Genomic DNA, 26,808 nt, shown 5'->3' with positions numbered 1-26,808 from the left:
TTCAGGCGCTGCGATTCATACGTTGCTTCGGCTACCTGCCCGCTCGCTGACGTCGAGCAAAGCATCAAACGCCGCATTATCCAGCGGCCGGCTCAGGAAGTAGCCTTGGCCTTCGTCGCACGCCACGGCTTTGAGTAATCTGAGGTGTTCGGCGGTTTCAACGCCTTCAGCCGTCACGGTGAGGGATAACGCGCGCCCCAGGCCCACGATGGCCTGGACAATGGCTTTGTCGCCTTCGCTTTCGACCAGTCGGCTCAAAAAGCTGCGGTCGATTTTCAAGCCATCGAATGGGAAGGCGCGCAGGTAGCTCAGCGAAGAGTATCCAGTGCCGAAATCGTCCATGGATATCCGCACACCGAGGCGTTTGAGCGTATGCATCAGCTCCAGTGCGCCAACGGCATCGTCGAGCATGACGCTTTCGGTGATTTCCAGCTCGAGCCGGGTGGGGTCTATGCCAGAGTCATGGAGCGCATTCTGGATGCGCTCGACCAGGTCGCCGCGCTTGAATTCGATGGGTGAAAGGTTGACGGACACGAACAGTTTTTTCGGCCACTGTGCGGCGCAGCGGCAAGCGGTATTGAGCACCCAGTTGCTCAGGGCGAGAATCAGCCCGGACTCTTCGGCAATCGGGATAAACGTGTCGGGTGGTATCAGACCGCGCTCGGGGTGTTGCCAGCGCACCAGCGCTTCGGCGCCGACCATTTGCCCGTCGGCGATGCGGTAACGGGGCTGGAAATGCAGGCGCAGTTCACCGTGTTTGATGGCGTAACGCAGGTCGCTTTCCAGGCGGCGGCGCTCAATGATTCGGGCGTTCATATCACCGGCATAAAAGCGCCAGGTGTTGCGACCGGCGGACTTGGCTTCGTACAGCGCAATATCCGCGTAGCGCAGCAACTCGGCGGCTTCAAAAGCGTCGGTTGGCGCCATCGCGATGCCGATGCTGGCGCTGACAAACACTTCCTGCTCCTCGATGGCGATAGGCCGCTCGATGGACTCGATCAGGCGATGACAGAGTGCCTCGACTTCGTCCTGGGAGCTCACGTCGGTGAGGATCAATACGAATTCGTCCCCACCGATACGAGCGACAAGGTCGCCATCGCGCACGCAGGCCGCCAGGCGGCTGGAGACTTCATTGAGGACCAAATCACCGGCGGCATGCCCCAGCAAGTCGTTGACCGGTTTGAACCGGTCCAGGTCCAGGCTGAGCATGATCAGCGGCTGCTCTACCGTCGGCAGCGCTTTGAGTTTGCCATCAAGAAACTCCTGCAGACGCGTCCTGTTGGGTAAGCCGGTCAAGGCATCATGCTGGGAGAGGAATTCGATGCGCCGGCGGGATTCAACCTCCTCCGTCACATCGGTCGCGGTGCCCCGGAATCCTTCCCGGGCCATTTGTCGAGCCGATAGGCGAGTGATGCGCTCCCGGCCCTTGGTGTCGACGTATCGGCACTGGACGCTGATATCCGGACGGCGATTCGGGATGCTGAGCCATTGGGATAACGTGCCTAATTCGGTGCTCAGCAGATCGTCGATAAGCGCACCGGCCCAGGCGTCCCGGGAAAGACCGGTCACGATTTCAAATCGTTCGGACAAAAAGGTCAGACGCCAATCAGCATCGATTTCCCATACCCAGTCCGAGCTGGCTTCCACCACGTCGCGAAACCGCGCTTCGCTGATGGCCAGCGCATCTTGACTGCTCTGTAGCGACGCATAGCTGGCGTCGAGTGCCAGTGCGCCAGCGGTCGTGCGACGCAAAATGGCCCAGGTCATCAACCACACCAGCAGCGCGGCGACGCCGATCAATGGCAAGCCGATACCCAACAAACGCAGGCCTGGCTGTGACGACTTCCAATGCAGGCTGCCGGCCGCACCGTTATCGCCCAATGCAAGCAAAGAACCTGCGTCCTTTTCGTCGGGGGTGGCGACGTGCAAATGATCGACCCCAAAATCGCTGCCGATTAGTTCAAGTTTGGTGCTGCTCAGCATGTCCACGAAAACCAGCACCGAAGGCGACCGGTCATCGAGCGCCACCGTGGGGTCAGTGCCCGGGGTGATCGCGGCCGCGGCGACAAGCACGGGGGTGCCCCTGACATTGATAAAGGTCGTGATCGGCGTTTCCGTTTCCGCACCGGCACGCGCTTTATCGAGAATGCCGACAATGGACTGGCCGAGCCAATCGGCGGCTTCTACAGGTTTCAACTCACCCTTGATCACAGAGTAAACGGTGCGATTAACGTCGTTGACGACAAACACGCCCTGCATTCCGAAGTCCGTATAAAGCGTTGAACCAATGTTCTGCCGAACGTAAGCCCAGTCAGTGTCCACTTCCGTGTGCAGGTGCTTGTAGGCATCGCCCCAAAATGCGTAGTCCTTGACGGTCGAACGCATGGACTTTTCCAGCGATTGCACGGCCTTCTTGGTGTAGAACGCACTTTCGACCTCTTCCGTGCGGTCGAGATCATGGGCCAGATAAATAAGGGAGAGGCTGGCCAGTACAAATACGGCGGCTAACAGCCCCACAAACTTGAACAGAGAACCGCGTGCCAGCGACAGGCTTGAGCGAATGGTGAGGGTTTGGACGATAGAAGCGAGATTGCTCGGCATAATTTCCCGCTTGTCTTGGAGGCGAGTCGGTCGCATATAACGCTATCGGCTGCGTTAACAGAAGGGTGAGTAACCTCGCTTTTCACGACGCCGTTTAAATACTCTCCAAGAGGCTAGCTGAGTATTTCCCTTCCCCTTGGGAAAGAGGTGAATTAGCGCCAATCCGCAGAGGTTGCGACATCAGATAAATCGAGGTTACCGATCTATCTCGGCTCGCCCAAACCGCGCCACTTGCGCCCTCTTGCGCCCCTGAATCCAATACCCCAACGCCGCCACCGGCACTGTCCCGAGCATTACCACCACGGCAATCTGCAAAGGCTGCTCGATCCACGTCGACACCAGCAAACTCGCGCCAAAACACGCTCCCAGTTGCAACGCGTTTTGCAACGCCGCCGCTTTGCCGGAGTTTTCCGTAAAGGGTGTCAGTGCGTTGGTAATGATGATCGGGAAACTGGCGCCGTTGACCAAGCCCATCAGACAGAACGGGATCAGCAGTGTGGTGAGGGTCGGCGTGGTCAATGTCGCGACCAGGTACAGCGCGACCATGCTCACGCAGTAGGCGAGGATCAGCCAGGGCAGCATGACGTTACCGCTGATGCGTTGCAGCAAACTGCGGCAGCTGAAGCCGCCGATCAGGAAACCGAGGGTTGGCAATGCGTAGCTCAGGCCGATGTCGCTGGGGCTGTAGCCCATGCCGCCGAGGATGAACGGTGAGGCGGTGAGCCAGGCGAAGAACGCGGCTGAGCAGGCGGCGTAGATCAGGACGTTGCCGCTGAAGGCCGGGGTTTTGAGGAGTTGTCCGAAACTGATGCGCGAGCGTTCGCCGTTGGCTGTCAGGCGTTTCGCGGTAGTTTTGAGCAACACCGTGGGCACCAGCAACAGAACACTGACGCCCAGCAGCACGGCAAAAATCGACAGCCAGCCCAAGTGATTCAGCAGCAGCGCGCCCAGCAGCGGCGCGAGTGCGGGTGACAGGGACATCAGCGGGATGATCCCGGCGAACAGGCGATTGGCTTGTTCTGGCGGGTAGCGGTCGATCACCAGCGCTTGCCAACTGACCGCCGCCGAGCACACGCCGACAGCCTGGATAAAGCGCAGCGCCCAGAGTTGCACGTCGGTTTCGACCCAGAACATGCCGAGGCAGCCCAGGGCGAACAGGCTCAAGCCCATCAGCAACACGGGTTTGCGGCCGATGCGGTCGGACATCGGGCCCCACAGCAATTGGCCGACGGCAAATCCGGCGAGGAAAATGCTCAGGCTTGCGCCGACCGCGCCGGGCGACAGATGCAGTTCGCCGCCGATAACGCCGAACGCCGGCAGGTACATGTCCATGCCCAGGTAGCCAAGCACACTCAGCCCAATCAGGTAACAGGTGAAGCCAAACGAGTTTTTCATCAACGCCCTAACGGAATCTTCAATCAAATAATTTGTTAGCAGCGTGCCATTATGGGTGGGGAGCATTTCGTGTGAAGCGTTAATAATTGAACACTGTGATCAATATTTTTGAAGGCAACTGAATGTGGTCTGAATATTCCCTGGATGTGGTCGACGCCGTGGCCCGGCATGGCAGCTTCAGCGCGGCGGCGCAGGAGCTGCACCGCGTGCCGTCAGCGGTGAGCTACACCGTGCGCCAATTGGAACAATGGCTGGCGGTGCCGTTGTTTGTGCGGCGTCATCGCGACGTCGAGCTGACGCCGGCCGGCAAGTTGTTTATCGAGCAAAGCCGTGGGGTGATGAAGTCGATGCTCGACACGCGCCGTTTGTGCCAGCAAGTGGCCAACGGCTGGAGTGGTCAGTTGAAAGTGGCGGTAGACGCCATCGTCAAACAGGAACGCTGTCGCCAATTGGTGCTGGATTTTTATAAACAGTTTCCCGACGTGGAATTGCTGCTCAGCTACGAAGTGTTTAACGGCGTGTGGGACGCCCTCGCCGATGAGCGCACCGACATCGTGATCGGCGCCACCAGTGCCGTGCCGGTGGCCAGTCACTACAGCTTCCGCGACATGGGCCTGTTGAACTGGTTGTGCGTGGCCAGCGCCCGGCATCCATTAGCGGCATTGGACGGACCACTGGAAGACGATCAACTGCGCCCCTACCCCGCGCTGTGCATGAACGACACCTCGCGCCATCTGCCGAAACGCGATACCTGGTCGCTGGATAATCAGCGGCGGTTGGTGGTGCCGAACTGGGCTTCGGCCCTGGATTGCTTGCGCGAAGGTTTGTGCGTGGGCATGGCGCCGGCGCACTTGATGCTGCCGCTGATCGAGCAAGGCGAACTGGTCGCGCTGAACCTGCAACGACCGTTCGCCGCCAGTCCGTCATGCGTGGCGTGGAATCAAAACAAGCATTCGCCGGCCATGGCCTGGTTGCTGGATTATTTGAGTGATGCCGAGACGATGAATCAGGAATGGTTGAATGGCGCGTTGATCATTGGCGACAAAAACTGAAGCCGATCAATCCGCCGACACCCACTTCAACCCGATCACACCGCCCAGGATCAGTGCGATGCAGAGAATCCGCAGCGGCGTGGCGGCATCGCCCAATACCGCCATGCCCGCCGCGCCACAGGTTTTGCACACTACAGCGGATCCGGCGTTTTCTATGGGCCAGTGATCGGCGCGTGCTGCGCCATCAACTCCGCGACCCAATCGATGAACACCCGCACCTTGATGCTGATGTGCCGGTTGGGCGGAAAAGCCACATAAAGCGGCATCGGCTCCAGGCGCCAATCCGCGAACAGGCGCATCAGTTCACCCCGGGCTTCGGGGCCTTTGGACATGTAGTCCGGCAACCAAAACACGCCCATCCCGGCCAGCCCCGCCGCGAGGTAGGCATTGCCATCATCGACCGCCAGCACATAGCGACCCTTGATCTGTAAGCGCTCACTGCCGCTGCTCATCGCATAGGGCAAAGCCTTGCCCGTACGCGCCCACAGGAAGCCGACGATCCGATGCTCCGAGTCTTCCAGCTCCCGCGGATGCGTCGGCGTACCGAGCCGCTCCAGGTAACTCGGCGCGGCAAACACGCCCAGCTGAAGCTCGCCCACTCGCCGGGCCATCAGCGATTGATCCGTAAGCTCGCCGCCGCGCACCACGCAATCGACGTTCTCGCCGATGATGTCGACGATGCGATCACTGACGCCCATGTCGATCTGGATGTCCGGATAGCGCGCATGAAACGCCGGCAATGCTGGCATCAGAATCAGCCGCGCCAGCGGGCTGGGCACATCGACCCGCAGGCGGCCCCGGGGTTGCACCGAGGCGCCGGACAGGCTGGTTTCGGCATCGTCCATGTCCGCCAGCAGCCGCACCACGCGCTCATAAAAAACCGCGCCGTCGGCGGTGACGTTGACCTTGCGCGTTGTGCGGTTGAGCAATTTCACCCGCAACCGCGCCTCCAATTGCTGCACCAGTTGCGTCACGCTGGTCTTGCTCATGTGCAGGGTCTCGGCAGCCTTGGTGAAGCTGCCGGTTTCCACCACCCGGGCGAAGGCCTGCATTGCATCAAAACGGTCCATTTTTGCCCCGGATTGTTTGGGTATTACAAACAGTGATGGCCAAGGTTGCTCGTTTATCGGGCGGGCGCAAGTGCCTACAGTTCCTTCATCGTTAATTGCGGGTCAGTGTTGACCTGCCGATGGAGGTACTTATGACTCAGCGTGATGTGGTTTTTCCGCCTGGACGCCAGGCACTTTACGAGCGCAATCGTTATTCGCCGGCGATCAAGTCCAATGGCTTTTTGTTCGTCTCGGGCCAAGTCGGCAGCACCGAAGACGGCTCGCCCGAACCCGATCTGGAAACCCAAGTGCGGCTCGCGTTCAATAACCTGAATGCGATCCTGGTCGCGGCGGGTTGCACGTTCGATGATGTGGTTGATGTGACGGTGTTTATCGTCAATCCCGAGGAGAAGTTCGAAACCATCTGGAAGATCGTGCCGGAGTTCTGGGGCAACGCACCGCACCCGACGCTGACGGGGGTGGGTGTGACGTGGCTGTATGGGTTTGATTTCGAGATCAAGGTGATTGCCAGGCTTCCACAGGCACAGGCGTAACCCAAAACCACAACGACCTTCCTTGTGCGGGGCCCGGATTGCCACCCGACACAAAGAAGGCCGTTTCCTTTGTCTGACTGCGGAAAAGTCCTCGGGGCTTACACGCTAAACCGGTTTAGCATGCGCTCGCCACAGCACGATGTAGCGTAACGACTGAGTCGGTTTTTTTCGCTCGCCAAGTCAACACCAGCATCGTCAGGAAGCCCAGCACGATCAGCACCGGATAGGCCAGCAACAGTTCAGAAAGCGAATATTTCCAGGCCAACGGGCGCCCGACACCGAGCATCGCGGCATACATCCAGGACACCGCTGATAACGAGCCACAGAACAGCGCCAGCATCCGTGCACTGAACCCGAGATTGAGCAAGGAGCCCGCCTTTTGCAGGGCCGGCAACACCAAGCGATGCAGCAGGATGCCGTTATAACTCAACAACAGGACAATAATCACTTTGGCTTGAAGTTTTGGATTCATAAAGTAATCCATCCCCTTGTCCAGATAATCAATACCGACTATGCCGATACCGGTCAGCCACAACGCTATCAATGCCACGATGACAGACTTCTGAAGGCCTTCCATGTGAGCGTTATCATGTTCAGTGAATGTTTTTCGCTTAAATAAATCTTTGACCATTGTGATATCACTGGTCAACACCAGGCCAATTGCCACACAACACGCCACTAAATGAACATACACAACACCTAGACGTAAAAACTCCATGAATTCTTTATTTTCGAGCAGGCTCATAATTGTATTTATCGCCACGGTCAGTTCTCCACCTTATTCGATAGTACAGATCAGCTACTTAACAGGATATTTGTCCACTCAAAAAATCCTGCGCGACCTTACTTATACAAGACAAGCCAAATCATAGACTTGGCACTGCAATGCCCATTGATTCGCCTGGCAAATCAACGACCGGCATATGTGATACCTCCTGAATTGCAGATAAAAAAATCCCCATTTGCATACTCTGCACATGAGGTTCAATTTCCACTTCTTTTTCTGCGACAGCTGCAGCAGGTCATGGGGTGACGTGCTGAAGGATCAGAGGCCCATGCTCCAGAAATGTTCATTTTTCGAGCAGACTACCGACAAACGGCAGCCCCACTTAACACCGTCTTAATCGCCCACTAATCTGACAACTAACCGTCAACGCCCATGGCAACTGGCTTACTTGATTACAGAGGGGCGCGACTACTATCTATTGGATCCACTAGTTACTGTACAGCCTCAAACAGGTGCAATAGCGACGAACTCTCATTTACACCTCCCCCCCTTCAAAAACGTCGTACTATTGAGCGTGCGATCATCCGCCATTAGACATGAACACTCAAAGACCCAATTGAATTGTTCCGCCCCCAACTTTCGCCGACTAATCCATATCAATTGAATATTGTTAACGCTATCCAGTAACTATTTATCTAATATTTCGAACCGTTATACCGAGTGACGATGCAAGGTTGCGGATGGTGCCAACCCGGCCTATGGTCCAAGCGTGATTTACCTGCAACTGGTAGACGACAAATCCCGTCGCCAGTGGCTGCCCCCCACAGGAGGTGACGACATGCCAACTAATTCCCGCCCCGCCGTTCTCGAACTGATTGGCAACACGCCGCTGGTGCGCGTCAGCCGCTTCGATACCGGCCCATGCACGCTGTTTCTCAAACTCGAATCGCAGAACCCCGGCGGTTCGATAAAGGACCGTATCGGCCTGGCGATGATCGACGCCGCCGAACGCGATGGGCGCCTCAAACCCGGTGGCACTATCGTTGAAGCCACCGCTGGGAATACCGGCCTGGGCCTGGCGCTGGTCGGGCGTGCCAAAGGCTATCGGGTGGTGCTGATGGTGCCGGACAAGATGTCCACCGAGAAGGTCTTGCACTTGAAGGCCATGGGCGCCGAAGTGCACATCACCCGCTCCGATGTCGGCAAGGGCCATCCCGAGTATTACCAGGACGTGGCCGCGCGGTTGGCCAAGGAAATTCCCGACGCGTTTTTCGCCGATCAATTCAACAACCCAGCCAACCCGCTGGCACACGAATGCAGCACCGCGCCGGAGATCTGGGCGCAGACCCAGCATGATCTGGATGCGATTGTGGTCGGCGTGGGTTCCGCCGGCACGCTCACCGGGCTGACCCGATTCTTCAAGCGCGTACAGCCGGACCTGGAAATGGTCCTGGCCGATCCGGTCGGTTCGGTCATGGCCGAATACAGCCGCAGCGGCATTCTCGGCAAGCCTGGTTCGTGGGCGGTGGAAGGCATTGGCGAAGACTTTATTCCGTCAATCACCGACCTCTCCAGCGTGCGCCACGCCTATTCCATCAGCGATGAAGAAAGCTTCGACCACGCCCGCCAACTGCTGCGCGCCGAAGGGATTCTCGGCGGCTCGTCCACCGGCACCTTGCTGGCCGCGGCCCTGCGTTATTGCCGCGAACAAACCGAGCCGAAACGCGTGGTCACCTTCGTCTGCGACACCGGCACCCGCTACCTGTCGAAGGTCTACAACGACCAATGGATGAACGACCAGGGCTTGCTGCAATACAAACGCTACGGCGACCTGCGCGACCTGATCTCCCGGCGTTTCGAGGATGGCCGGGTGATCAGCGTTGGCCCGGATGACACCCTGCTCACTGCGTTCCAGCGCATGCGCCTGGCGGATGTATCGCAACTGCCGGTGCTGGTGGATGGCAAGCAGTTGGTCGGCGTGATCGACGAGTCCGATATTCTGCTCGGCATGCAGGAAGACGCTTCGCACTTTCGCTTGACCGTGGCCAGCGCGATGACCGACAAGGTACAAACCCTGTCGCCCGGCGCCAGCCTGCCTGAACTGCAGGCCGAACTCGACCGCGGACTGGTGGCGATCATCGCCGACGCCTCGGGCTTCCACGGCCTGATTACCCGCGTCGACCTTCTCAATCATTTACGGAGATCCCTTACATGAGTCAGCACGATGAAACCGGTGCGCCACGTGCCTTCGCCACGCGGGTGATCCACGCCGGCCAGGTCCCGGACCCGTCCACCGGGGCGCTGATGCCGCCGATCTACGCCAACTCCACCTACTTGCAATCGAGCCCCGGCGTGCACAAGGGCCTCGACTACGGCCGCTCGCATAACCCGACGCGCTTTGCCCTGGAACGTTGCGTCGCCGACCTTGAGGGCGGCACCCAGGCCTTCGCCTTCGCCTCCGGGCTGGCGGCGATTTCCACCGTGCTCGAACTGCTCGACGCCGGCTCGCACATCGTCTCCGGCAATGACCTGTACGGCGGCACCTTCCGCCTCTTCGACAAAGTGCGCCAACGCAGCGCCGGGCATCGCTTCAGCTACGTCGACCTGACCAGCCTGGCGAATTTCGAAGCCTCGCTGCAGGACGACACGCGCATGGTCTGGGTCGAGACGCCGAGCAATCCCCTGCTCAGCCTCACCGACCTCAGCGCCATCGCCCGCACCTGCCGCGACCGCGGCATCATCTGCGTCGCCGACAACACCTTCGCCAGCCCGTGGATACAACGTCCGCTGGAGCTGGGCTTCGACATCGTCGTGCACTCGACCACCAAATACCTCAACGGCCACTCCGACGTCATCGGCGGCATCGCCGTCGTCGGGCAAAACCCGGAACTGGCCGAACGCCTGGGCTTCCTGCAAAACTCCGTCGGCGCGATCTCCGGCCCATTCGACGCCTTCCTCACCCTGCGTGGCGTAAAAACGTTGGCCCTGCGCATGGAACGCCACTGCAGCAACGCCCTGGAACTGGCGCAATGGCTGGAAGCCCAGCCGCAAGTGTCCCGCGTCTACTATCCGGGGCTGCCGTCACATCCGCAGCACGAACTGGCACGCCGGCAAATGCGGGGTTTTGGCGGGATGATTTCGGTTGATTTGAATACCGATCTGGCCGGCGCCACACGCTTCCTTGAGAACGTAAAAATCTTCGCCCTGGCGGAGAGTTTGGGTGGCGTGGAAAGTTTGATTGAGCATCCGGCGATCATGACCCATGCGAGCATTCCGGCGGCGACGCGTGCGCAGTTAGGGATTGGGGATGGGTTGGTGCGGTTGTCGGTGGGGGTTGAGGATGTGGAGGATTTGCGGGCGGATTTGGCGCAGGCTTTGGCGTTGATTTGATTGAAACCGTAGGAGCGAGGCTTGCCCGCGAAGAACGATAACGCGGTGTATCAGGCCTGACGCCTTCGCGAGCAAGCTTCGCTCCTACAGGGATTGATGTTGCCCGCCAATTTTGTGAACGACGCAAACAAATGTAGGAGCAAGGCTTGCCCGCGAAGGCGGTGTGTCAATGACGAGGATGTCGACTGACACGCCGCCTTCGCGAGCAAGCTTCGCTCCTACAGGGCCGGGTGTTGCCCGCCAACTCTGTGAACGACGCAAACAAATGTAGGAGCGAGGCTTGCCCGCGAAGGCGGTGTCTCAGCGACGAGGATATCGACTGACGTGCCGCTTTCGCGAGCAAGCTTCGCTCCTACAGGGATTGATGTTGCCCGCCCATTTTGCGAACGACGCAAACAAATGTAGGAGCGAGGCTTGCCCGCGAAGGCGGTGTCTCAGCGACGAGGATGTCGACTGACGCGCCGCTTTCGCGAGCAAGCTTTGCTCCTACAGGGATTGATGTTGCCCGCCAACTCTGTGAACGACGCAAACAAATGTAGGAGCGAGGCTTGCCCGCGAAGGCGATCGGTCAATGACGAGGATGTCGACTGGCACGCCGCCATCGCGCAGGCGAACCTTCCAAACCCTCAACGCCGCCGTTCAATGGCAAACTCCCCCCAACTGATCGTTTTGGAGACCGCCATGCTTCGTGTGTTTGAACGAAGGCTCGACCCCTTCCCCCCCGACGAGGTCCCCCCGCCGCCCGACGGCCTGGCCCGATTTCTGTGGGCCTGCACCCGCGGCGCTCGCGGTTACATCCTGGCGCTGGCGCTGCTCAGTGCCGGTGTGTCGATTTACGAAGCCTGGCTGTTTTCCTTCCTTGGGCAGATCGTGGACCTGCTCTCGACCTGGCAGGCCGGCGGTGAAGCGGCGGCGCAGGAAAGTTCCGTGTTGTGGGGCATGGGCATTGTCATGGTGACCAGCGTCGGGCTGGTGGCGTTGCGCACGATGGTGCAGCACCAGGTCTTGGCGATCAATTTGCCGTTGCGCCTGCGCTGGGACTTCCATCGCCTGATGCTGCGACAAAGCCTTTCGTTTTTTTCCGATGAGTTTTCCGGGCGCGTCACCACCAAGGTGATGCAGACCGCGCTGGCCGTGCGTGACGTGCTGTTTACCCTGATCGAAATCCTCCCGGGGATTGGCGTTTACTTCATCGCGATCATCGCGCTGGCCGGCGGCTTCGCGCTGAAGCTGATCCTGCCCTTCGTGGCCTGGTTCGTGTTGTTCGGGCTGGCCATGTGGTATTTCGTGCCTCGTCTGGGGAAAGTCGGACAGGAACAGGCAAACGCACGCTCGATGATGACCGGGCGTATCTCGGACGCCTACACCAACATCACCACGGTGAAGCTGTTCTCCCACTCCAATCGCGAGGCGCATTTCGCGCGTGCCGCGATGGAAGACTTCAAGCAAACCGGGTTCCGGCAGATGCGCCTGGTCAGCCAGTTCGAGATCGTCAACCAGGCCTTGGTGGTGGCGCTGATCATGGCCGCCGGCGGTTATGCCCTGTGGCTGTGGCACCAGGGTGCGGTCGGCGCCGGCGCCGTGGCGGCAATCATTGCAATGGCATTGCGGATCAATGGCATGTCGAACTGGATCATGTGGCAAATGACCTCGCTGTTCGAAAGCATCGGGACCGCCCAGGATGGCATGGCGACGCTGACCCTCGGCACCCAAGTGCAGGACGCGCCGGATGCGGGCGTGCTGCAGACCACCGGCGGCGCGGTCACCTTCAACAATGTGAGTTTCAACTACAACGGCGAACGCCAAGTGCTCAGTGGCCTGAACCTCAGCATCCGCCCGGGCGAAAAAATCGGCCTGGTGGGCCGTTCCGGCGCGGGTAAATCCACGCTGATCAACCTGCTGCTGCGCTTCTACGACGTCAACAGCGGGGAGATTTGCATCGACGGCCAGAACATCGCCAAAGTGACGCAAGACAGCCTGCGCGCCTCCATCGGCATGGTCACGCAGGACACCTCCCTGCTCCACCGTTCCATCCGCGACAACATTGCCTACGGCCGTCCCGACGCGACCGACGCGCAAATCCGCCGCGCCGCCGCCAACGCCCAGGCCGATGAATTCATCAGCCAACTCAGCGACCGCCAAGGTCATAGCGGCTACGACACCCTGGTGGGTGAACGCGGCATCAAACTGTCAGGCGGCCAGCGCCAACGCGTCGCGATCGCCCGGGTCATGCTCAAAAATGCCCCGATCCTGCTACTGGACGAAGCCACCAGCGCGCTGGACTCGGAAGTCGAAGTCGCCATCCAGGAAAGCCTCGATGACATGATGCAAGGCAAAACCGTCATCGCCATCGCCCATCGACTGTCCACGATCGCCGCCATGGACCGCCTCATCGTCATGGATGACGGCCGCATCATCGAACAGGGTACGCACAGTGAGTTGCTGGCGAAGAATGGGGTGTATGCGCGGCTTTGGCAGCATCAGAGTGGTGGGTTTCTGGGGGAGGATAAGGGTGTGGTTGAGGTGTTGGATCAGGTTTGAGGGGGACGTTCGGGCAGCGATGGGCGTCATGATCGGCGCTGCTTGGTGAGGGTGCTTTCGGCCAGAAGCAGACACTCAAAAAGCGTCCTGAACGATCAGGCTCTCATGTCATGAAATCATCCAGCTGTCGTACCATCGGCACATCGACAGAACGGAGGTTGATATGGGAAATGGTCAGGGAAAACGAGTGGTTGTCATTGGTGCAGGCATCGTGGGCGCGTCATTGGCGTATCACTTGGCAGGTAAAGGCGCGAATGTCACCTTGGTCGAGGCTCAAGGAATAGCTTCGGGAGTGACTGGCAGTTCATTCGCCTGGATCAATACCTCACACCCCGAACCTGACCCAATTGCGCAACTGCGCGGTTCTGCAATCAAGGAGTACCGCCGACTCGAAACGCAGCTGCCTGGTCTGAAGATACGATGGACAGGAGCCTTGTCTTACAGCGTGATGGCAAGTGGAGAGCTGCAGATCTCAGGTAGCCAAGCTTCGGCAAACCTGGTGTCTCGATCGCAGATTCTCGACCTTGAACCAAATCTCAAGAATCCTCCTCAGTCTGCTGTGTATGTGGCTGAAGAAGGGGCGCTGGACGCAGTGGCAGCTACGCATGTGTTGATCGCAGGTGCCCAGGCACATGGGGCGAAGATTCTCACTCAGACGCGGGTGCTCGGCTTTGTAACCCAGCGTGCAAAGGTGACCGGAGTCGAAACAACAATAGGCATCATCGATGCCGATATTGTCGTATTGGCGGCCGGGACAGGCATTACGAAGCTGGCAGACATGCTTGAAGTGTCCCTGCCAATCGAGGCCTCGCCTGCCATTTTCATCCGTTACAAGTCACAACCCAACCTCGTGCACACCCTCATCTCCAGCCCTGAAATGGAAGTGAGGCAAAGTCCGGAGGGTGCGTTGCTGGCGGCAGAAGATTACGTGGACGACTCCATGGAAAATCAGCCGGCAGCGATAGCGCTTCGAACTGCCAAGACCATCCAGAACGAACTCCATGGTGTTGTTTCCATAGATCCGGAATGGGCTTGTGTCGGACTTAGGCCCATGCCTGCCGATGGCATCCCCGTTATCGGTTATCTACCAAAAGTGGGCGGCGTCTATGTTTGTGCAATGCACCCTGGAGTGACTTTGGCGGCGGTAGTGGGACGCCTTGCCAGCGAGGAGATCATCGATGACAAGGCGTCCAGTGCCCTTTGCCCCTGCCGGCCCGATCGATTCTTCCAAGCGTAGGGATCCTCTTGGGAGGCGGCAATCGGCCCATCCGCGTCCAATTCGACTCTGGCACTTCCCGTTAGTAAATCTGACTGGGCCGTATTTAGCATGACGGAGACAAACATTCAGGAAAGGAAAACTCGATGAATACACAGACTCAGCCCCCTGAACACCATTTATAAAATGAATGACGACTCAACTTACCCAACAGTCGTCACGAAAGTAAGATTAGGGAAAAAGGGACAGACTTATTTACATGCCCCCCTTTTTCCTGTGTAGAACGGAAAAATAAATCCGTCCCTTTTTCTGTCGAAAAATAAATCCGTCCCTTTTTCTCGGTGTATAGCATTCAGAACAGGCGAAAAGACGGATGTTGAACGTCCGCTTCTGCCAAAAGTAGACTGTCGTGAACGGCTGCTACATTGTTTTTAGATAAAGGCAGTCTCGATAAACGCTTCCAGAGCCTTTTCTTCAAGTATCTCGATAGAAAAGTGCCCGAAGCGCTTTGGTAACCAGATGATGCGTGCGCCGGACGGGGATTGCAGATTCGCGCGAGCCAATGGTTCTCCATTTTCGTCTTGAGGCTGAACACCGACGTCTATCAATTCGTCATAGGCTTTTTCGATATCCGTTGTTGAGTAGCAGTGGCGGTAAATCATCCCTTCACCCGAAGAATCTAAAAGTTCTTTCAGATTCCCCGCCAACGGTTGCACCAGCATGAAACGCTCTTGACCGATCATTGCAATCGCGTAGTGGACGTGCAAACCACCCCGCTCCCAGACAAGCGTTTTGGAGATCCTGGCGTTTAGTATGTGTGCGTAGTAAGCACAGGCTTCCTCAAGATTCTTGACCAGTACATCTACGTGACTGAACTTCAGATCCATTGCATTGCTCCTGTCGAAACGGCACCTATCGTAAACACAACTCGGCGTATTAGGTTGTCAATGAGTGACTGCTCCTTGCCGATAGCTGCCAGTAACCAACAAACCCCACCCATCGCTTGAAAGCGTCCCTCCCCGCCCGTCTTCTACACTGACCAAGCCCGCTCGTGCCCCGTCGTTCGCGACCACGAGCGCGCTATCTTTTGCACGCCCCACACCCACCAGATCACAAGGGGACACATCCCATGAACACCATCACGACCAAAGACGGAACGCGGATTTTCTACAAGGATTGGGGTCCGAAGGACGCGACGCCGATCGTGTTTCACCACGGCTGGCCCTTGAGCGCGGATGACTGGGACAACCAGATGATGTTCTTCCTGCTCAAAGGCTACCGGGTGATCGCCCACGACCGTCGCGGACACGGGCGCTCGACGCAGACGTGGGAAGGCAATGAAATGGACACCTACGCCGCCGATGTCATCGAGTTGACCGATGCCCTCGACCTCAAGGGCGCGATTCATGTCGGCCATTCCACCGGTGGCGGTGAAGTTGCACGCTACACCGCGCGCGCCAAGCCTGGACGCGTGGCCAAGGCTGTATTGATCAGCGCGGTGCCGCCGATCATGGTCAAGTCGGAGAAGAACCCCGGCGGGCTGCCGCTGGAGGTGTTCGACGGGTTCCGCTCGGCGCTGGTCGCCAGCCGCGCGCAGTTTTATGTGGACGTGCCGGCGGGGCCGTTTTATGGCTTCAATCGGCCCGGGGCCAAGGCCTCGCAAGGCGTGATCGACAACTGGTGGCGTCAAGGCATGATGGGCGGCGCCAAAGCGCATTACGACTGCATCAAGGCGTTTTCCGAGACTGACTTCACCGAAGATTTGAAGGCGATTGAAGTGCCGACGCTGGTCATGCATGGCGAGGATGATCAAATCGTGCCATTTGCCGACTCGGCGCCGCTGTCGGCCAAACTGTTGAAGCATGCAACGCTCAAAACCTACCCGGGCTTCCCGCATGGTATGCCGACGACGAATGCGGATCAGATCAATGCGGATTTGTTGGCGTTTATTCGCGGTTGAAAGTGAGATAAGGGAACAGATTTATTTCCGAAAAAAATAGATCTGTCCCTTTATTCAAGCCTCGTTCAGTAAGGCTTCAAGCGCACTTTCCAAATCCGATAACCCAACTGTTTTTCCGCCCCCCCAACGCGCAACGCGCCCATCACAGTCGACCACGACGCGCACGCCCTGCCCCATCCGGTCTCCAGGGAATTTGCGCAGTTTGAGTTCTACGGTCGTCGGGGTGAGCCAAGTGGATTTATCCGCCGACCAACAAGCGTCCGAGAATTGAAAAATGCAGAGGCCCTGCCGGGTATCGATGATGCGCGGCGGATAGACCCAAAGCGAGTGGCGTGCCTCCCAAGGCGTCACCTGAACACAATAGTGACCGTCCGGTGAGCTGGATTGAGTTTCGCTTTCGTCCACCGGACGTCGGGGGCTACGCGAGGTGACGTACAGGTCGAACGCCCCGACTTGAGCCGTCATCAGAGCGGCATCCTTGTAGGAGTAAACGTGGTTTCGATAGGCCACGAACGCCTCCGACTGCGCACCGTCAGCGAACAGCGAAGCGAGCGCCGCGCTTTGCATCAGCCAGTAAATGTCCGGCGAAAGCTCTTGGGCTTTGGAGCTGCTGAGGTCAATCGCTTTTCCCAGCAGGTCCCTGGCCAGGCGCCGCCCGGCCTCGCGCAACGCTGCGTTGGCCACGGGCGCATCGAGCGTCTCCACTTGCGCAATGTAGGCCCGATAGCGACTGACCAACTCGCCGGTGGACGGCCCTAATGGCGGACAGGCGGGAGGCGGCAGACCAAGGGGCTTCGGCGCTTCGAATGTCGGCATCCACGCCAGGTTTTGTTCCTGGCGGGACGAAGCTTGATCGTTATCTTGCGCCTCTGAAGCGCCGGCCTCCCGATGCGAATTCCACCCAAAGTACGCCTTGATCCGTTGCATACACTTCATCACTGAGTCATCCCTGAAAATACCACCTCCGCTAGTCGTAAAACGCCTCAACCAACGCCCGACTCCCCACAAAAAAACTATCCGCCACCAGCCGCAACGGCTGAAGATCCAGATCACTGGCCTTATCGCCAATCAACTGCTGAAAATGCCGATACACCGCCGCGTACTCGCCCTCCTCCGACACCGCCTGGCGCACGCCGTCGATGCTCAACAGGGCGCCGCCGTTGTCCAGGCGCAGGACGCCTTCGGTGCAGCGAATTTCGATGCTCCAGAGTTCGTCGTGACCGTGGTCGAAATCGAACTCGGCGCGCACGTCGAGGTGGCGGGCGTCGGACATTTTGATCGACGCGGCAATCGGCGACTGGCAGTTGCTGGGGACGCGCAGTTCGGCCGACTCGACAAACAGCGGCAGCGCCAGCAAGTGGGTGGCGATCGACAAGGCGTTGATGCCGGGATCGAACACGCCCAGGCCGCCGGGTTGCCAGATCCAGGCCTGGCCGGGGTGCCATTTGCGCACGTCTTCCTTCCAGTCGATCTGCACGCTTTGCAAGGTGCGGCTAGCCAGCCAGTCACGGGCGGCCTGGATGCCGGGGGCGTAGCGGGAATGCCAGGCGAACAAGCCGCTGACGCCCTGCTCCGCGACCTGATCCACCAGCGCCATCGCCTCGCCCAAGGTGGCGCACGGCGGTTTTTCGACCAGCACGTGTTTGCCCGCGGCCAGTGCTTGTTGCACCAGAGCGAAGCGGCCTTGTGGCGGTGTGCAAAACGCAATTGCATCGACGGGCGGGCCGTTTTCCAGCAACTCGCCCAGGGACTTGAAGTTTTCGACCCCGGCGCAGGGCTGCCCTTGGGTGGCGACGGACACCAACTGGAACGCGGGGTTGGCGTGGATAGCGGGGACGTGTTGATCCTGGGCAATCTTGCCGTAGCCCACCAGACCGAGACGGATCGGTTGCATCAATGACTCCTGTTTATTTTTCTTGTCGGGGTATGCGAGCGGGCAAGATTACACCTCTCATGACCATTGATCGCCCCCCTACCGAACCTTTACCCGACAACCACCGTCCGAGTTAGAGCATTAATGCCCCCCACTCGCCGCGAGGTCGCCGCTTGAAAGCCGCCGTCATCAAAAAATACCGCCTGATCATCAAGACCATGGGCTATGTGGGCTGGGCCCTGTTCTGGTTACTGCTCTGGGATATTGCCGTCACCGTGGACTTCATGCTGTTTCTGGAAAACAAGATCACCCTGCCGCTGATGCCGCTGACATTGCTCGGCTCGGCGTTGGTGGTGCTGATCAGTTTTCGCAACAGCAGTGCCTACAATCGCTGGTGGGAGGCGCGCACGTTGTGGGGGGCAATGGTCAATAACTCCCGCAGCTTTGCGCGGCAAGTCCTGACGCTGGTGGATGACCCGGATAACGAAGTCAACCCGATGAAATCAACCCTGCTGCGCCGTCACGTGGCATATGTGAATTGCCTGGCGGCGCATCTGCGGGGCCAGCCATGCCCGCCCGAATTACAGGCGTTTATTCCCGCCGGGGAGTTCGCGCGCAGTGGTTCTACCAATAACTTCGCCAACGATATCCTCAACGGTTCCGCGGCGCTGTTGGCCCAGGAATACAAGGCCGGGCATCTGGACAGCATTCGCCTGTCGCGGCTGGAGACGACCCTGGTCGATCTGTCCAACAGCCAGGGCGGCATGGAGCGGATTGCGAATACGCCGCTGCCCTACCCTTACGTGTATTTTCCACGGCTGTTTATTTCGCTGTTCTGCCTGATCGTGCCGGTGGGGCTGGTCGAGTCCCTGGGCTGGTACACCCCGCTGGCTTCGACGGTGGTGGGCTTCATGCTGCTGGCCATCGAACGCATTGGCACCGATCTGCAAAGCCCGTTCCGTGACAGCGAGCACCAGATCCAGATGGAAGCCTTGTGCGAAACCATCGAGAAAAACCTGCACTCCATGCAGCGCGATTCCCTGGGCGGCGAACGCCTCCACTACCCCAGCCCGGCGGTGATTTAACAAAAATGCGGCGAGTGGTGAATTATTTCGTGTCCTGATGTATCTGAACCAAGAGCACGTGCCATTAGAACAATGGCATCGACAGCCATCAGGGACAGAGTAATTCGTATGAAATCAAGCAAGAAAACCGTCAATCCGATCGGACTGGACGACATCATCATTGTCGACGACGCCAAGATGCGCAAAGCGATTACCGCCGCCGCACTGGGCAATGCCATGGAATGGTTCGACTTCGGCGTTTACGGCTTTGTCGCCTATGTGCTGGGCAAGGTGTTCTTCCCCGGCGCCTCGCCCAGCGTGCAGATGATCGCCGCACTGGCGACCTTCTCGGTACCGTTCCTGATCCGTCCTTTGGGTGGCCTGTTCTTCGGCGCCTTGGGCGACAAATATGGCCGGCAGAAAGTCCTGGCCGCCACCATCGTCATCATGTCCTTGAGCACCTTCGCCATCGGGCTGATTCCGTCCTATGACACGATTGGTATCTGGGCGCCGATCCTGCTGTTGCTGGCAAAGATGGCCCAAGGCTTCTCGGTGGGCGGCGAATACACCGGCGCCTCGATCTTCGTCGCCGAGTATGCCCCGGACCGCAAACGCGGCTTCCTCGGCAGTTGGCTGGACTTCGGCTCCATCGCCGGGTTTGTCCTGGGTGCCGGCCTGGTGGTGTTGATTTCCGCCGTGATCGGCGAGCAGCAGTTCGAATCGTGGGGCTGGCGCCTGCCGTTCTTCCTCGCCCTGCCCCTGGGCATGATCGGCCTCTACTTGCGTAACGCACTCGAAGAGACCCCGGCCTTCCAGCAACACGTGGAAAAACTCGAACAGGGCGACCGCGAAGGCCTGGCGCGCGGCCCGAAAGTGTCGTTCAGAGAAGTCGCGACCAAGCACTGGCGCAGCCTGATGACCTGCATCGGCGTGGTGGCCGTGACCAACGTCACTTACTACATGCTGCTCACCTACATGCCGAGCTACCTCGCACACAACCTGCACTACAGCGAAAACCATGGGGTGCTGATCATCATCGCGATCATGGTCGGCATGTTGTTCGTGCAGCCCCTGATCGGCTTCTTGAGCGACAAGATTGGCCGCCGCCCCTTCATCCTCTTCGGCAGTATCGCGCTGTTCTGCCTGGCCATTCCGGCCTTCATGCTGATCAACAGCGGCAAGCTCGGGTTGATTTTCTCGGGGCTATTGATCATCGCCGTGGTGCTCAACTTCTTCATCGGCGTGATGGCCTCGACCCTGCCGGCGATGTTCCCCACGCACATCCGCTACAGCGCCCTGGCCAGTGCGTTCAACGTGTCGGTGCTGATCGCGGGCCTGACCCCGACTTTGGTGGCCTGGCTGGTGGAGAGCACCAACAACCTGTACATGCCGGCGTACTACCTGATGGTGATCGCCATCGTCGGCCTGGTGACCGGCTTCACCATGAAAGAAACCGCCAACATGCCCTTGCGCGGCGCGGCCCCGGCAGCCTCCGACCTTGAGGAAGCGAAAGAACTGCTGCAAGAGCATGAAGACAATATCGAACAGAAGATCGAAGACATCGACGCGCAGATCGCCGAACTGGAAGCCAAGCGCAAGAACCTGGTGCAACAGCATCCGCGCATTGAGTGACATCCGGTCAACCCGCACGTGTTCTATCGGCAATGGTGCGTTGGCTGGGGCGGCGGGCGTAGGCGCGCGTTTAATCACACCAGGTGAATTGAACGCACGCCTACTTCATACAACGAACTGCTCACTCAATGCGTGATGGCTTCACATTCAGTGCGCTGGTCGCTGTTGGAGATCGAGTTGCAATTGCTTCTGCCTCCGCCTGCCTTGGCATTGCAGTAAGCGCGCTGGTCACTGTCGCTGATGCTGTTGCAATTGCTGCGGCCGCCGCCCGATTCTGCGTCGCAGGTGGCGCGCAGGGCGGAGCCGGAGATCGAGTTGCAATTACTGCTGCCTCCACCAGCCTTGGCATTGCAGTAAGCGCGTTGGTCACTGTCGCTGATGCTGTTGCAATTGCTGCGGCCGCCGCCGCTTTCTGCATTGCAGGTGGCGCGCAGGTCGGAGTTGGAAATCGAATTGCATTTGCTGCTGTCTCTATCCGCCCTGGCATCGCAGTAAGCACGCTGATCACTGTCACTTAGGCTGTTGCAGCCGGCAAAGGCATAACCGCTAAGCATCAACAGCATCGCAACAATAATTCTCATCACTCTCTTCCCTGGTTTTCCGGGAAACAGCCCGGCACTGTCTGGCTCTGTAGGACGCGCGCTGCAAGGCGCATGTCAAATTGACACTACTGTTTAGAATAGTTCCCTTACTGCGGACGAAGTAGCCATGTGGAAGCAATCACACGACTTGATTGCGACCATTTCGCTTGGCTTGATAGTCCGCATCATCGGCACGCACCACCAGGTTTTCCACCGTGTCGTCCGCACCGGAAGCCAAGCGCAAAAACCTAGTGCAACAGCACCCACGCATCGACTGACGGGGCGATCGCTCGTCAGCCCTGACAACCGATCAGCTCACTCGCCAACAACGCCTTCAACCCCATCGGTTTGGCAAAGTAATAACCCTGGGCCTGCCCCGCGCCCATTTCGCGCAGCAGGTCCAGGGTCGCTTGATCCTCGACCCCTTCCGCCACCACGCTCAAGTCCAGCGATTCGGCCATGCGCACGATCGCCCGCACGATTGCGCGGCTGCGGGGGCTGGCGGTCAGTTCGAGGATGAACGACTTGTCGATTTTCAAGCCGCTGAAACGGTATTGATGCACGTAGCTCAGGGACGAAAAACCGGCACCGAAGTCATCCAGCACCACCGACATGCCGTTGTCGGCCAACTGCTGCATGGTCAGGCGGGCAATCGCCGGTTCGGCCACCAGCGCGCCTTCGGTCAGTTCCAGGCAGATCCGCGACGGCGCGACCCCGTGCCGCGCCAACAGGGCCAGCACGTCACTGGCGAAGTCCGGGCGGGTCATGCTGTAGCTGGAGCAGTTGACGTGCACTGGCGGCCAATTCGCGTGTTGGGGTTGGGCAAGGATCAGAGCGACGCTGGTGAGCATGTACAGGTCCAGGCGACCGATCAGGCGCAGGCCCTCGACATCCGGCAGAAACTCGCCCGGCGCGATCACTCGGCCACCCGGTTGATGCCAGCGGATCAGCGCTTCGAGGGCCACCAGTTCACCGGTGTCGACGCTGACAATCGGCTGGAAATACGGCAGCAGTTCGTCGGTACGTTTGAGCGCATTGCGCAGCGCGCCTTCGCGTTCGACCTGGTCCGAGACTTCCCGGCGCACTTCCTGGTTGAACACCGCGTAGCTGTCGCGCCCGGCACTTTTGACCCGGTACATCGCCGCATCGGCATCGCGCAGCAAATCGGCGGGTTCGTGATGGAACTGGCTGTCGGCGCTGACAATGCCGATGCTGCAGGACGAAAAAACCTGATGGCCATTAATCACAAACGGCAGGTCGAACGCCACCAGGATCCGTTCGGCGATGTCGATCACCACCTCCAGCGGCGCTTCGGGCGCGAGTACGGAAAACTCATCGCCGCCCAGGCGCGCGAGCATGTCGGTGTCGCGCAGGCAACCGCGCAGACGCTGGGCGGCCTGCATCAGCAGCAGGTCGCCAAAATGGTGGCCGAGGCTGTCGTTGACCATTTTGAAACGGTCGAGGTCGATGAACATCACCGCCAGATGCCCGCCGTCGCTGCCGAATTGCGACCAGGCCAGGTTGAGGCGCTGTTGCAGGTAGGTGCGATTCGGCAGCCCGGTCAGCGCATCGTGGGAGTTTTCGTGTTGCAGCTTGGCATTGGCGTGATCGAGTTCACGTGTGCGGTTCTGTACCCGGGCTTCGAGCTTGAGGTTGGCGGCATGGATCGCCTCGGCGGCGGTGCGGCGCGACAACGCAGTGTCGATGTGCCGCGACACGAACGTCAGCAGTTCCTGGTCCCGCAAGGTATAGCGCACGTTCGAGGTGTAGCTTTGTACTGCCAGCACGCCGCGCACCACATCGCCATCGAACAGCGGAATGCCCAGCCAGGAATAGGCTTGGTAATACACATCGGCGACTTCGATTTCGCCTTCTGCGGTCAATCGTTCGGCTTCGTCGACGTCAATCAGGCATGCCCGGCGCTGACGAATGACGTACTCGGTCAAGCCCCGACTCCCGCGCCGAGCTTCCGGGCGAACCGTCTGGCGCTCATCGACGTAATACGGGAAGGTCACTTCACTGGTGCCGTCGTCGAACAGCGCGATGTAGAAGTTCTGCGCGAACAGCAAATCACCGACGATGCCATGCAAGGTTTGGAACAGCTCGGCCATGTCACCGGGCTGGCTCGACAGTTCGGCGATCTGGAACAGCGCGCTCTGCAGATGTTCGGCGCGCTCGCGGTCGGCCACTTCCTGGCGCAAGGCGTCGTTGAGCTCCGAGAGCTCCAGGGTACGCCGCATTACCGTTTCTTCCAGATCGGCGCGGTGCAGGATCCGGTCCAGCGCCATGGCCACGTGGCGGGCCACCACCAGGAACAGCGCGCGGTCTTCAGCGCTGTAGATTCGGGACACGTCGTAGACCTGCATCGCCAGCATGCCAAACACGTCGTCCGAGGCGTTTTTCAACGGCGCGCCCATCCAGAACTCCGGACAGTCGCCCACGCAGTAGAAGCGACCTTCGGCCGCCGCCGCGTGAATGCCGGCGGCGTCGATCAGCAACGGCTGCCCCGAGGTCAACACCTGGGCGGTCAGCGACAAGTGCGCGGGGTCAAGGTATTCGTAGTTCTCGGATTCCAGGGCTTCGACATCGATGATGTCGACGTAGTACGGGTATTCCATCTTGCCGGTGTGCGGGTCATACAGCGCGAGATAGAAGTTCTCGGCGTCGATCAGGCTGGCCAGCAACTGGTGAACCCCCACCAGGAACACGGCGCGGTCGCGGGTCGAACTGGCCAGGTAGGTGATTTCATACAGCACGCGTTGGGTAATCTGCGCACGGGCCAGGGTGTCGGTCTGCACCTGAATGCCCAGGCGCAGGGCAAACTCGGCGAGCGCTGGTTGCGCGGCATCGCTGATGGGTGCGAGTAGCCAACCGAGCTCACTTTCGCCGCGACCGGTCGGCCAGCGGTGCAACTGCCGACTCCGGCAAAAGGCTTCGAACTCGTCATTGGCCACGCTGGACGGCCACTGCACCTGCGGATCGCCCTGCCCGACCAGATGCAGTTGTTCACCGGCGCGATAGACCACCCACGCGGTGGTGTGGGCCCAGTTGCGCGCCGAGTCCAGCAAGTGTTCGATGGTGTCCCTGTTGCCAGCGTAAGCCATGCCGACTGTTTCCAGATTCCCTTTCAGTTGGGATGCGATAACGCCGCAATCGTTCGATTGCGCTGGGAAGTCAGTCAATGGGCGAAAACTCATCAGCGTTCCCTGAGCCAGAAACTGGCGATACTTAATTATTGTTTGCTAGCACTGCGCCAGTGATCTTCCCGTTTAAAGCTTATGGCCGTTTTTTTCAATAGCTTTATCGCTTTAGTGCCAACCAAGGCACGGCCTCAAGCCCAAGTAGCGGTCGCTGGGATTTGACATGCACGGCGTTGCTCGCCAGAGTCGCGCCCCGATCCGGCCAAAGGTGCCGGGCGTTCGTGGTGAAAAGGGGTTGCAGTTGAACGAACAGACATTGTCCATGCGCCTGGAGCGCGTGGCGGCACATGTGCCCGCCGGTGCGCGCCTGGCCGACATCGGCTCGGATCATGGCTACCTGCCAGTGGCGTTGATGCGCCGTGGCGCCATCGTGGCGGCGGTGGCTGGCGAGGTGGCATTGACGCCGTTCCGCTCGGCCGAACGCACGGTGCGCGAGAGCGGCCTGGAACAACAGATCAGCGTGCGCCTGGCCAGTGGCCTGGCGGCCATCGAGCCGGAAGACGGGATCACGGCGGTCAGCATCTGCGGCATGGGCGGCGAGACGATCCGCGACATCCTCGACCACGGCAAGGCGCGCCTGAACGGCCAGGAGCGCCTGATCCTGCAACCCAACGGCGGCGAGCAGCCGCTGCGCCAATGGCTGATGGACAACGGCTACCGCATCTTCTGCGAGGAGTTGCTGCGGGAGAACCGCTTCTACTACGAAATCATCGTCGCCGAGCGCGCCGGGCCGGTGATGTACAGCGACGAGCAGCTGTACTTCGGACCGCTGCAAATGCAGGCGCGCAGCCCGGCGTTCCTGGCCAAGTGGCAGCGCATACTGCGAGAGAAGCATAAGACCCTGGACAACTTCGCCCGGGCGCGGCAGGCCGTGCCCGAGGAGAAACTGCAAGAGATCGCCCGGCAGGCCCGGTGGATCACCGAGCTGCTCGGGGCGTAGTGCATCAGGCGATCAAGAGCGCCCGACGGAACCGCTCACCGGTAGATTCCCGAGCAATTTGAGCCCGGTGCTTTTCACGAAGGTGTCGTAGTCCATCGGTTTCTGGATGCGGGTTTCAGCGTTGGGCAGCACGTAGGCCCAGGCCCGCTGGGACGAGGTGTCGTATACCAGCTTGAACAGGCGCGTCGGCACCCAGACCTTGTTGGCGCCGATGGTGCCGTGGCCGTCGTCAAACAGCGGGCCGGTGAAGACGAACACATTGCCATCGGCGCGCTTGGCAAACTTGCGCACATCCGCCTCGACCTTGCTCCAGATCTTCCGGTTGTTGGTGGGGTCCTGTGGCACCATGTTCGACAACGCGAAGGACTGGGCCATGGCATTCGGACTCGGTGCATCGGCGGCCGGAGATTGATGCCCACGGTCCACAGCCGGATGCTGGCTGCGGTAGTCGCTCAACTCGGCGCGCCCACTCTTGGGAATGCGTGGGTCCGGGTAAAACTGATTGGTGCGTTCCTCGCCTTTGGCGTCCCGTAACTGGGCGGCATTCAGGCGTTCGACCACTAACAGCGGCGTGCGGCTGGTTTGCGAGTACAGCACCGCGAAGTTGTCGGAACACAGGGCCATCGGTTTCATGGTGGCAGGCACGGTGGCGGTGCTGATCGGTTTCGCGGCCGGGAACAGGTCTGCGCAACCGTCAAACGAGGGCTGTTTCTGTTTGTTCGAATAGAGGTCCAGGGCGGCGTTCTGGTTGATCGAGCCCGAGTGCGACGTTTGATGCTGGGTTTGCGGCTTGAGCAGATCCAGCAGACTGCGCGCTTCGGCGCCGGTGGAGAGCAAAACAAGGGCCGACAGCCCAACTGCAATTTTGCGTAGGTGCATGCTTTAATTCTTCGAATGGGATTGAGGGACAAACACAAGGCGAGTTCCGTTGACGGAACCAGGTGGCGGCGGTGGCGGATTATCGTGCGGCGAGCATGCGTTCACTTTCCTTGATCAAAATACCGATGCGCAGTATGACCACTGACGGTCGTGG

Annotated in this window: 21 protein-coding genes; 10 read left to right on the top strand and 11 right to left on the bottom strand. The window is 59.4% G+C overall.

Annotation, left to right across the window (positions count from 1 at the left end):
• Nucleotides 1–15 precede the first annotated feature (15 nt).
• On the bottom strand, nucleotides 16–2,601 hold the full coding sequence (locus ACZ89E_RS04400) for a bifunctional diguanylate cyclase/phosphodiesterase (RefSeq protein ID WP_476254945.1): 2,586 nt from the start codon (nucleotides 2,599–2,601) through the stop codon (nucleotides 16–18).
• 195 nt (nucleotides 2,602–2,796) lie between these two features.
• Nucleotides 2,797–3,996: a purine nucleoside transporter PunC gene (gene punC / locus ACZ89E_RS04395; RefSeq protein ID WP_476254944.1), complete on the bottom strand. Its 1,200-nt coding sequence runs from the start codon at nucleotides 3,994–3,996 to the stop codon at nucleotides 2,797–2,799.
• A 122-nt stretch (nucleotides 3,997–4,118) separates the two neighbouring features.
• On the opposite strand from punC, the gene punR reads away from it, so the two are divergent.
• On the top strand, nucleotides 4,119–5,048 hold the full coding sequence (gene punR, locus ACZ89E_RS04390; RefSeq protein ID WP_476254943.1) for a DNA-binding transcriptional activator PunR: 930 nt from the start codon (nucleotides 4,119–4,121) through the stop codon (nucleotides 5,046–5,048).
• 6 nt (nucleotides 5,049–5,054) lie between these two features.
• Here punR and ACZ89E_RS04385 read toward each other — a convergent pair whose 3' ends face one another.
• Both ACZ89E_RS04385 and ACZ89E_RS04380 read right to left on the bottom strand, forming a co-directional pair.
• Nucleotides 5,055–5,180, bottom strand: coding sequence for a hypothetical protein (locus tag ACZ89E_RS04385; RefSeq protein ID WP_476254942.1), 126 nt, complete (start codon nucleotides 5,178–5,180; stop codon nucleotides 5,055–5,057).
• Nucleotides 5,181–5,200: 20 nt separating this feature from the next.
• Nucleotides 5,201–6,118, bottom strand: a complete 918-nt coding sequence (locus ACZ89E_RS04380; protein ID WP_476254941.1) for a LysR family transcriptional regulator — start codon at nucleotides 6,116–6,118, stop codon at nucleotides 5,201–5,203.
• Nucleotides 6,119–6,249: 131 nt separating this feature from the next.
• Here ACZ89E_RS04380 and ACZ89E_RS04375 point away from each other — a divergent pair, with 131 nt between their 5' ends.
• On the top strand, nucleotides 6,250–6,651 hold the full coding sequence (locus tag ACZ89E_RS04375; RefSeq protein ID WP_476254940.1) for a RidA family protein: 402 nt from the start codon (nucleotides 6,250–6,252) through the stop codon (nucleotides 6,649–6,651).
• Between the two features lie 115 nt (nucleotides 6,652–6,766).
• Here ACZ89E_RS04375 and ACZ89E_RS04370 read toward each other — a convergent pair whose 3' ends face one another.
• Nucleotides 6,767–7,414: a hypothetical protein gene (locus ACZ89E_RS04370; RefSeq protein ID WP_476254939.1), complete on the bottom strand. Its 648-nt coding sequence runs from the start codon at nucleotides 7,412–7,414 to the stop codon at nucleotides 6,767–6,769.
• Nucleotides 7,415–8,216: 802 nt separating this feature from the next.
• Between ACZ89E_RS04370 and ACZ89E_RS04365 the strand changes: the two genes are divergently transcribed.
• The 4 genes from ACZ89E_RS04365 (at nucleotide 8,217) to ACZ89E_RS04350 (ending at nucleotide 14,546) form a co-directional block, all read left to right on the top strand.
• Nucleotides 8,217–9,593 (top strand): pyridoxal-phosphate dependent enzyme, encoded by a 1,377-nt coding sequence (locus ACZ89E_RS04365; RefSeq protein ID WP_476254938.1) that lies wholly within the window; start codon nucleotides 8,217–8,219, stop codon nucleotides 9,591–9,593.
• Nucleotides 9,590–10,768, top strand: coding sequence for a trans-sulfuration enzyme family protein (locus ACZ89E_RS04360; protein ID WP_476254937.1), 1,179 nt, complete (start codon nucleotides 9,590–9,592; stop codon nucleotides 10,766–10,768). Before ACZ89E_RS04365 ends, ACZ89E_RS04360 begins: the two co-directional genes overlap by 4 nt.
• A gap of 681 nt (nucleotides 10,769–11,449) precedes the next feature.
• Entirely contained in the window at nucleotides 11,450–13,309 is a 1,860-nt protein-coding gene (locus ACZ89E_RS04355; RefSeq protein ID WP_476254936.1) for an ABC transporter ATP-binding protein, read from the top strand.
• Nucleotides 13,310–13,472: 163 nt separating this feature from the next.
• Nucleotides 13,473–14,546: an NAD(P)/FAD-dependent oxidoreductase gene (locus ACZ89E_RS04350; protein ID WP_476254935.1), complete on the top strand. Its 1,074-nt coding sequence runs from the start codon at nucleotides 13,473–13,475 to the stop codon at nucleotides 14,544–14,546.
• A gap of 410 nt (nucleotides 14,547–14,956) precedes the next feature.
• Here ACZ89E_RS04350 and ACZ89E_RS04345 read toward each other — a convergent pair whose 3' ends face one another.
• Entirely contained in the window at nucleotides 14,957–15,412 is a 456-nt protein-coding gene (locus ACZ89E_RS04345) for a VOC family protein (protein ID WP_463257759.1), read from the bottom strand.
• Nucleotides 15,413–15,654: 242 nt separating this feature from the next.
• Here ACZ89E_RS04345 and ACZ89E_RS04340 point away from each other — a divergent pair, with 242 nt between their 5' ends.
• The gene (locus tag ACZ89E_RS04340) at nucleotides 15,655–16,485 is read left to right on the top strand and encodes an alpha/beta fold hydrolase (protein WP_476254934.1); all 831 of its coding nucleotides are present in this window, start codon (nucleotides 15,655–15,657) and stop codon (nucleotides 16,483–16,485) included.
• Between the two features lie 54 nt (nucleotides 16,486–16,539).
• On the opposite strand, the gene ACZ89E_RS04335 is transcribed toward ACZ89E_RS04340, so the two are convergent.
• Together ACZ89E_RS04335 and ACZ89E_RS04330 are read right to left on the bottom strand one after the other, a co-directional pair.
• Nucleotides 16,540–17,412: a hypothetical protein gene (locus tag ACZ89E_RS04335; RefSeq protein WP_476254933.1), complete on the bottom strand. Its 873-nt coding sequence runs from the start codon at nucleotides 17,410–17,412 to the stop codon at nucleotides 16,540–16,542.
• 40 nt (nucleotides 17,413–17,452) lie between these two features.
• Entirely contained in the window at nucleotides 17,453–18,379 is a 927-nt protein-coding gene (locus ACZ89E_RS04330; RefSeq protein ID WP_149659758.1) for a Gfo/Idh/MocA family protein, read from the bottom strand.
• 152 nt (nucleotides 18,380–18,531) lie between these two features.
• Between ACZ89E_RS04330 and ACZ89E_RS04325 the strand changes: the two genes are divergently transcribed.
• On the top strand, nucleotides 18,532–19,443 hold the full coding sequence (locus ACZ89E_RS04325) for a bestrophin family protein (protein ID WP_463257763.1): 912 nt from the start codon (nucleotides 18,532–18,534) through the stop codon (nucleotides 19,441–19,443).
• Between the two features lie 108 nt (nucleotides 19,444–19,551).
• Nucleotides 19,552–21,054, top strand: a complete 1,503-nt coding sequence (gene proP / locus ACZ89E_RS04320; protein WP_149659760.1) for a glycine betaine/L-proline transporter ProP — start codon at nucleotides 19,552–19,554, stop codon at nucleotides 21,052–21,054.
• A 125-nt stretch (nucleotides 21,055–21,179) separates the two neighbouring features.
• Here the strand turns inward: proP and ACZ89E_RS04315 are convergent, their stop codons facing one another.
• Both ACZ89E_RS04315 and ACZ89E_RS04310 read right to left on the bottom strand, forming a co-directional pair.
• The gene (locus ACZ89E_RS04315; protein ID WP_149659761.1) at nucleotides 21,180–21,635 is read right to left on the bottom strand and encodes a hypothetical protein; all 456 of its coding nucleotides are present in this window, start codon (nucleotides 21,633–21,635) and stop codon (nucleotides 21,180–21,182) included.
• Nucleotides 21,636–21,928: 293 nt separating this feature from the next.
• On the bottom strand, nucleotides 21,929–24,832 hold the full coding sequence (locus tag ACZ89E_RS04310) for a sensor domain-containing phosphodiesterase (protein WP_476254932.1): 2,904 nt from the start codon (nucleotides 24,830–24,832) through the stop codon (nucleotides 21,929–21,931).
• Nucleotides 24,833–25,076: 244 nt separating this feature from the next.
• On the opposite strand from ACZ89E_RS04310, the gene ACZ89E_RS04305 reads away from it, so the two are divergent.
• The gene (locus ACZ89E_RS04305; RefSeq protein ID WP_306108895.1) at nucleotides 25,077–25,775 is read left to right on the top strand and encodes a tRNA (adenine(22)-N(1))-methyltransferase; all 699 of its coding nucleotides are present in this window, start codon (nucleotides 25,077–25,079) and stop codon (nucleotides 25,773–25,775) included.
• A gap of 12 nt (nucleotides 25,776–25,787) precedes the next feature.
• On the opposite strand, the gene ACZ89E_RS04300 is transcribed toward ACZ89E_RS04305, so the two are convergent.
• Nucleotides 25,788–26,654: a DNA/RNA non-specific endonuclease gene (locus ACZ89E_RS04300; RefSeq protein WP_476254931.1), complete on the bottom strand. Its 867-nt coding sequence runs from the start codon at nucleotides 26,652–26,654 to the stop codon at nucleotides 25,788–25,790.
• Nucleotides 26,655–26,808 lie beyond the last annotated feature (154 nt).

The sequence above is a fragment of the Pseudomonas sp. TE3899 genome (assembly GCF_056279105.1).
This window is presented reverse-complemented; position numbering and strand designations above follow the sequence as displayed.

Bases quoted from the DNA above. Each gene is read 5' to 3' on its own strand.
- ACZ89E_RS04400 (WP_476254945.1), bottom strand. From the start codon at position 2,601: ATGCCGAGCAATCTCGCTTCTATCGTCCAAACCCTCACCATTCGCTCA.
- punC (WP_476254944.1), bottom strand. From the start codon at position 3,996: ATGAAAAACTCGTTTGGCTTCACCTGTTACCTGATTGGGCTGAGTGTG.
- punR (WP_476254943.1), top strand. From the start codon at position 4,119: ATGTGGTCTGAATATTCCCTGGATGTGGTCGACGCCGTGGCCCGGCAT.
- ACZ89E_RS04380 (WP_476254941.1), bottom strand. From the start codon at position 6,118: ATGGACCGTTTTGATGCAATGCAGGCCTTCGCCCGGGTGGTGGAAACC.
- ACZ89E_RS04375 (WP_476254940.1), top strand. From the start codon at position 6,250: ATGACTCAGCGTGATGTGGTTTTTCCGCCTGGACGCCAGGCACTTTAC.
- ACZ89E_RS04365 (WP_476254938.1), top strand. From the start codon at position 8,217: ATGCCAACTAATTCCCGCCCCGCCGTTCTCGAACTGATTGGCAACACG.
- ACZ89E_RS04360 (WP_476254937.1), top strand. From the start codon at position 9,590: ATGAGTCAGCACGATGAAACCGGTGCGCCACGTGCCTTCGCCACGCGG.
- ACZ89E_RS04355 (WP_476254936.1), top strand. From the start codon at position 11,450: ATGCTTCGTGTGTTTGAACGAAGGCTCGACCCCTTCCCCCCCGACGAG.
- ACZ89E_RS04350 (WP_476254935.1), top strand. From the start codon at position 13,473: ATGGGAAATGGTCAGGGAAAACGAGTGGTTGTCATTGGTGCAGGCATC.
- ACZ89E_RS04345 (WP_463257759.1), bottom strand. From the start codon at position 15,412: ATGGATCTGAAGTTCAGTCACGTAGATGTACTGGTCAAGAATCTTGAG.
- ACZ89E_RS04340 (WP_476254934.1), top strand. From the start codon at position 15,655: ATGAACACCATCACGACCAAAGACGGAACGCGGATTTTCTACAAGGAT.
- ACZ89E_RS04335 (WP_476254933.1), bottom strand. From the start codon at position 17,412: ATGCAACGGATCAAGGCGTACTTTGGGTGGAATTCGCATCGGGAGGCC.
- ACZ89E_RS04330 (WP_149659758.1), bottom strand. From the start codon at position 18,379: ATGCAACCGATCCGTCTCGGTCTGGTGGGCTACGGCAAGATTGCCCAG.
- proP (WP_149659760.1), top strand. From the start codon at position 19,552: ATGAAATCAAGCAAGAAAACCGTCAATCCGATCGGACTGGACGACATC.
- ACZ89E_RS04315 (WP_149659761.1), bottom strand. From the start codon at position 21,635: ATGAGAATTATTGTTGCGATGCTGTTGATGCTTAGCGGTTATGCCTTT.
- ACZ89E_RS04310 (WP_476254932.1), bottom strand. From the start codon at position 24,832: ATGAGTTTTCGCCCATTGACTGACTTCCCAGCGCAATCGAACGATTGC.
- ACZ89E_RS04300 (WP_476254931.1), bottom strand. From the start codon at position 26,654: ATGCACCTACGCAAAATTGCAGTTGGGCTGTCGGCCCTTGTTTTGCTC.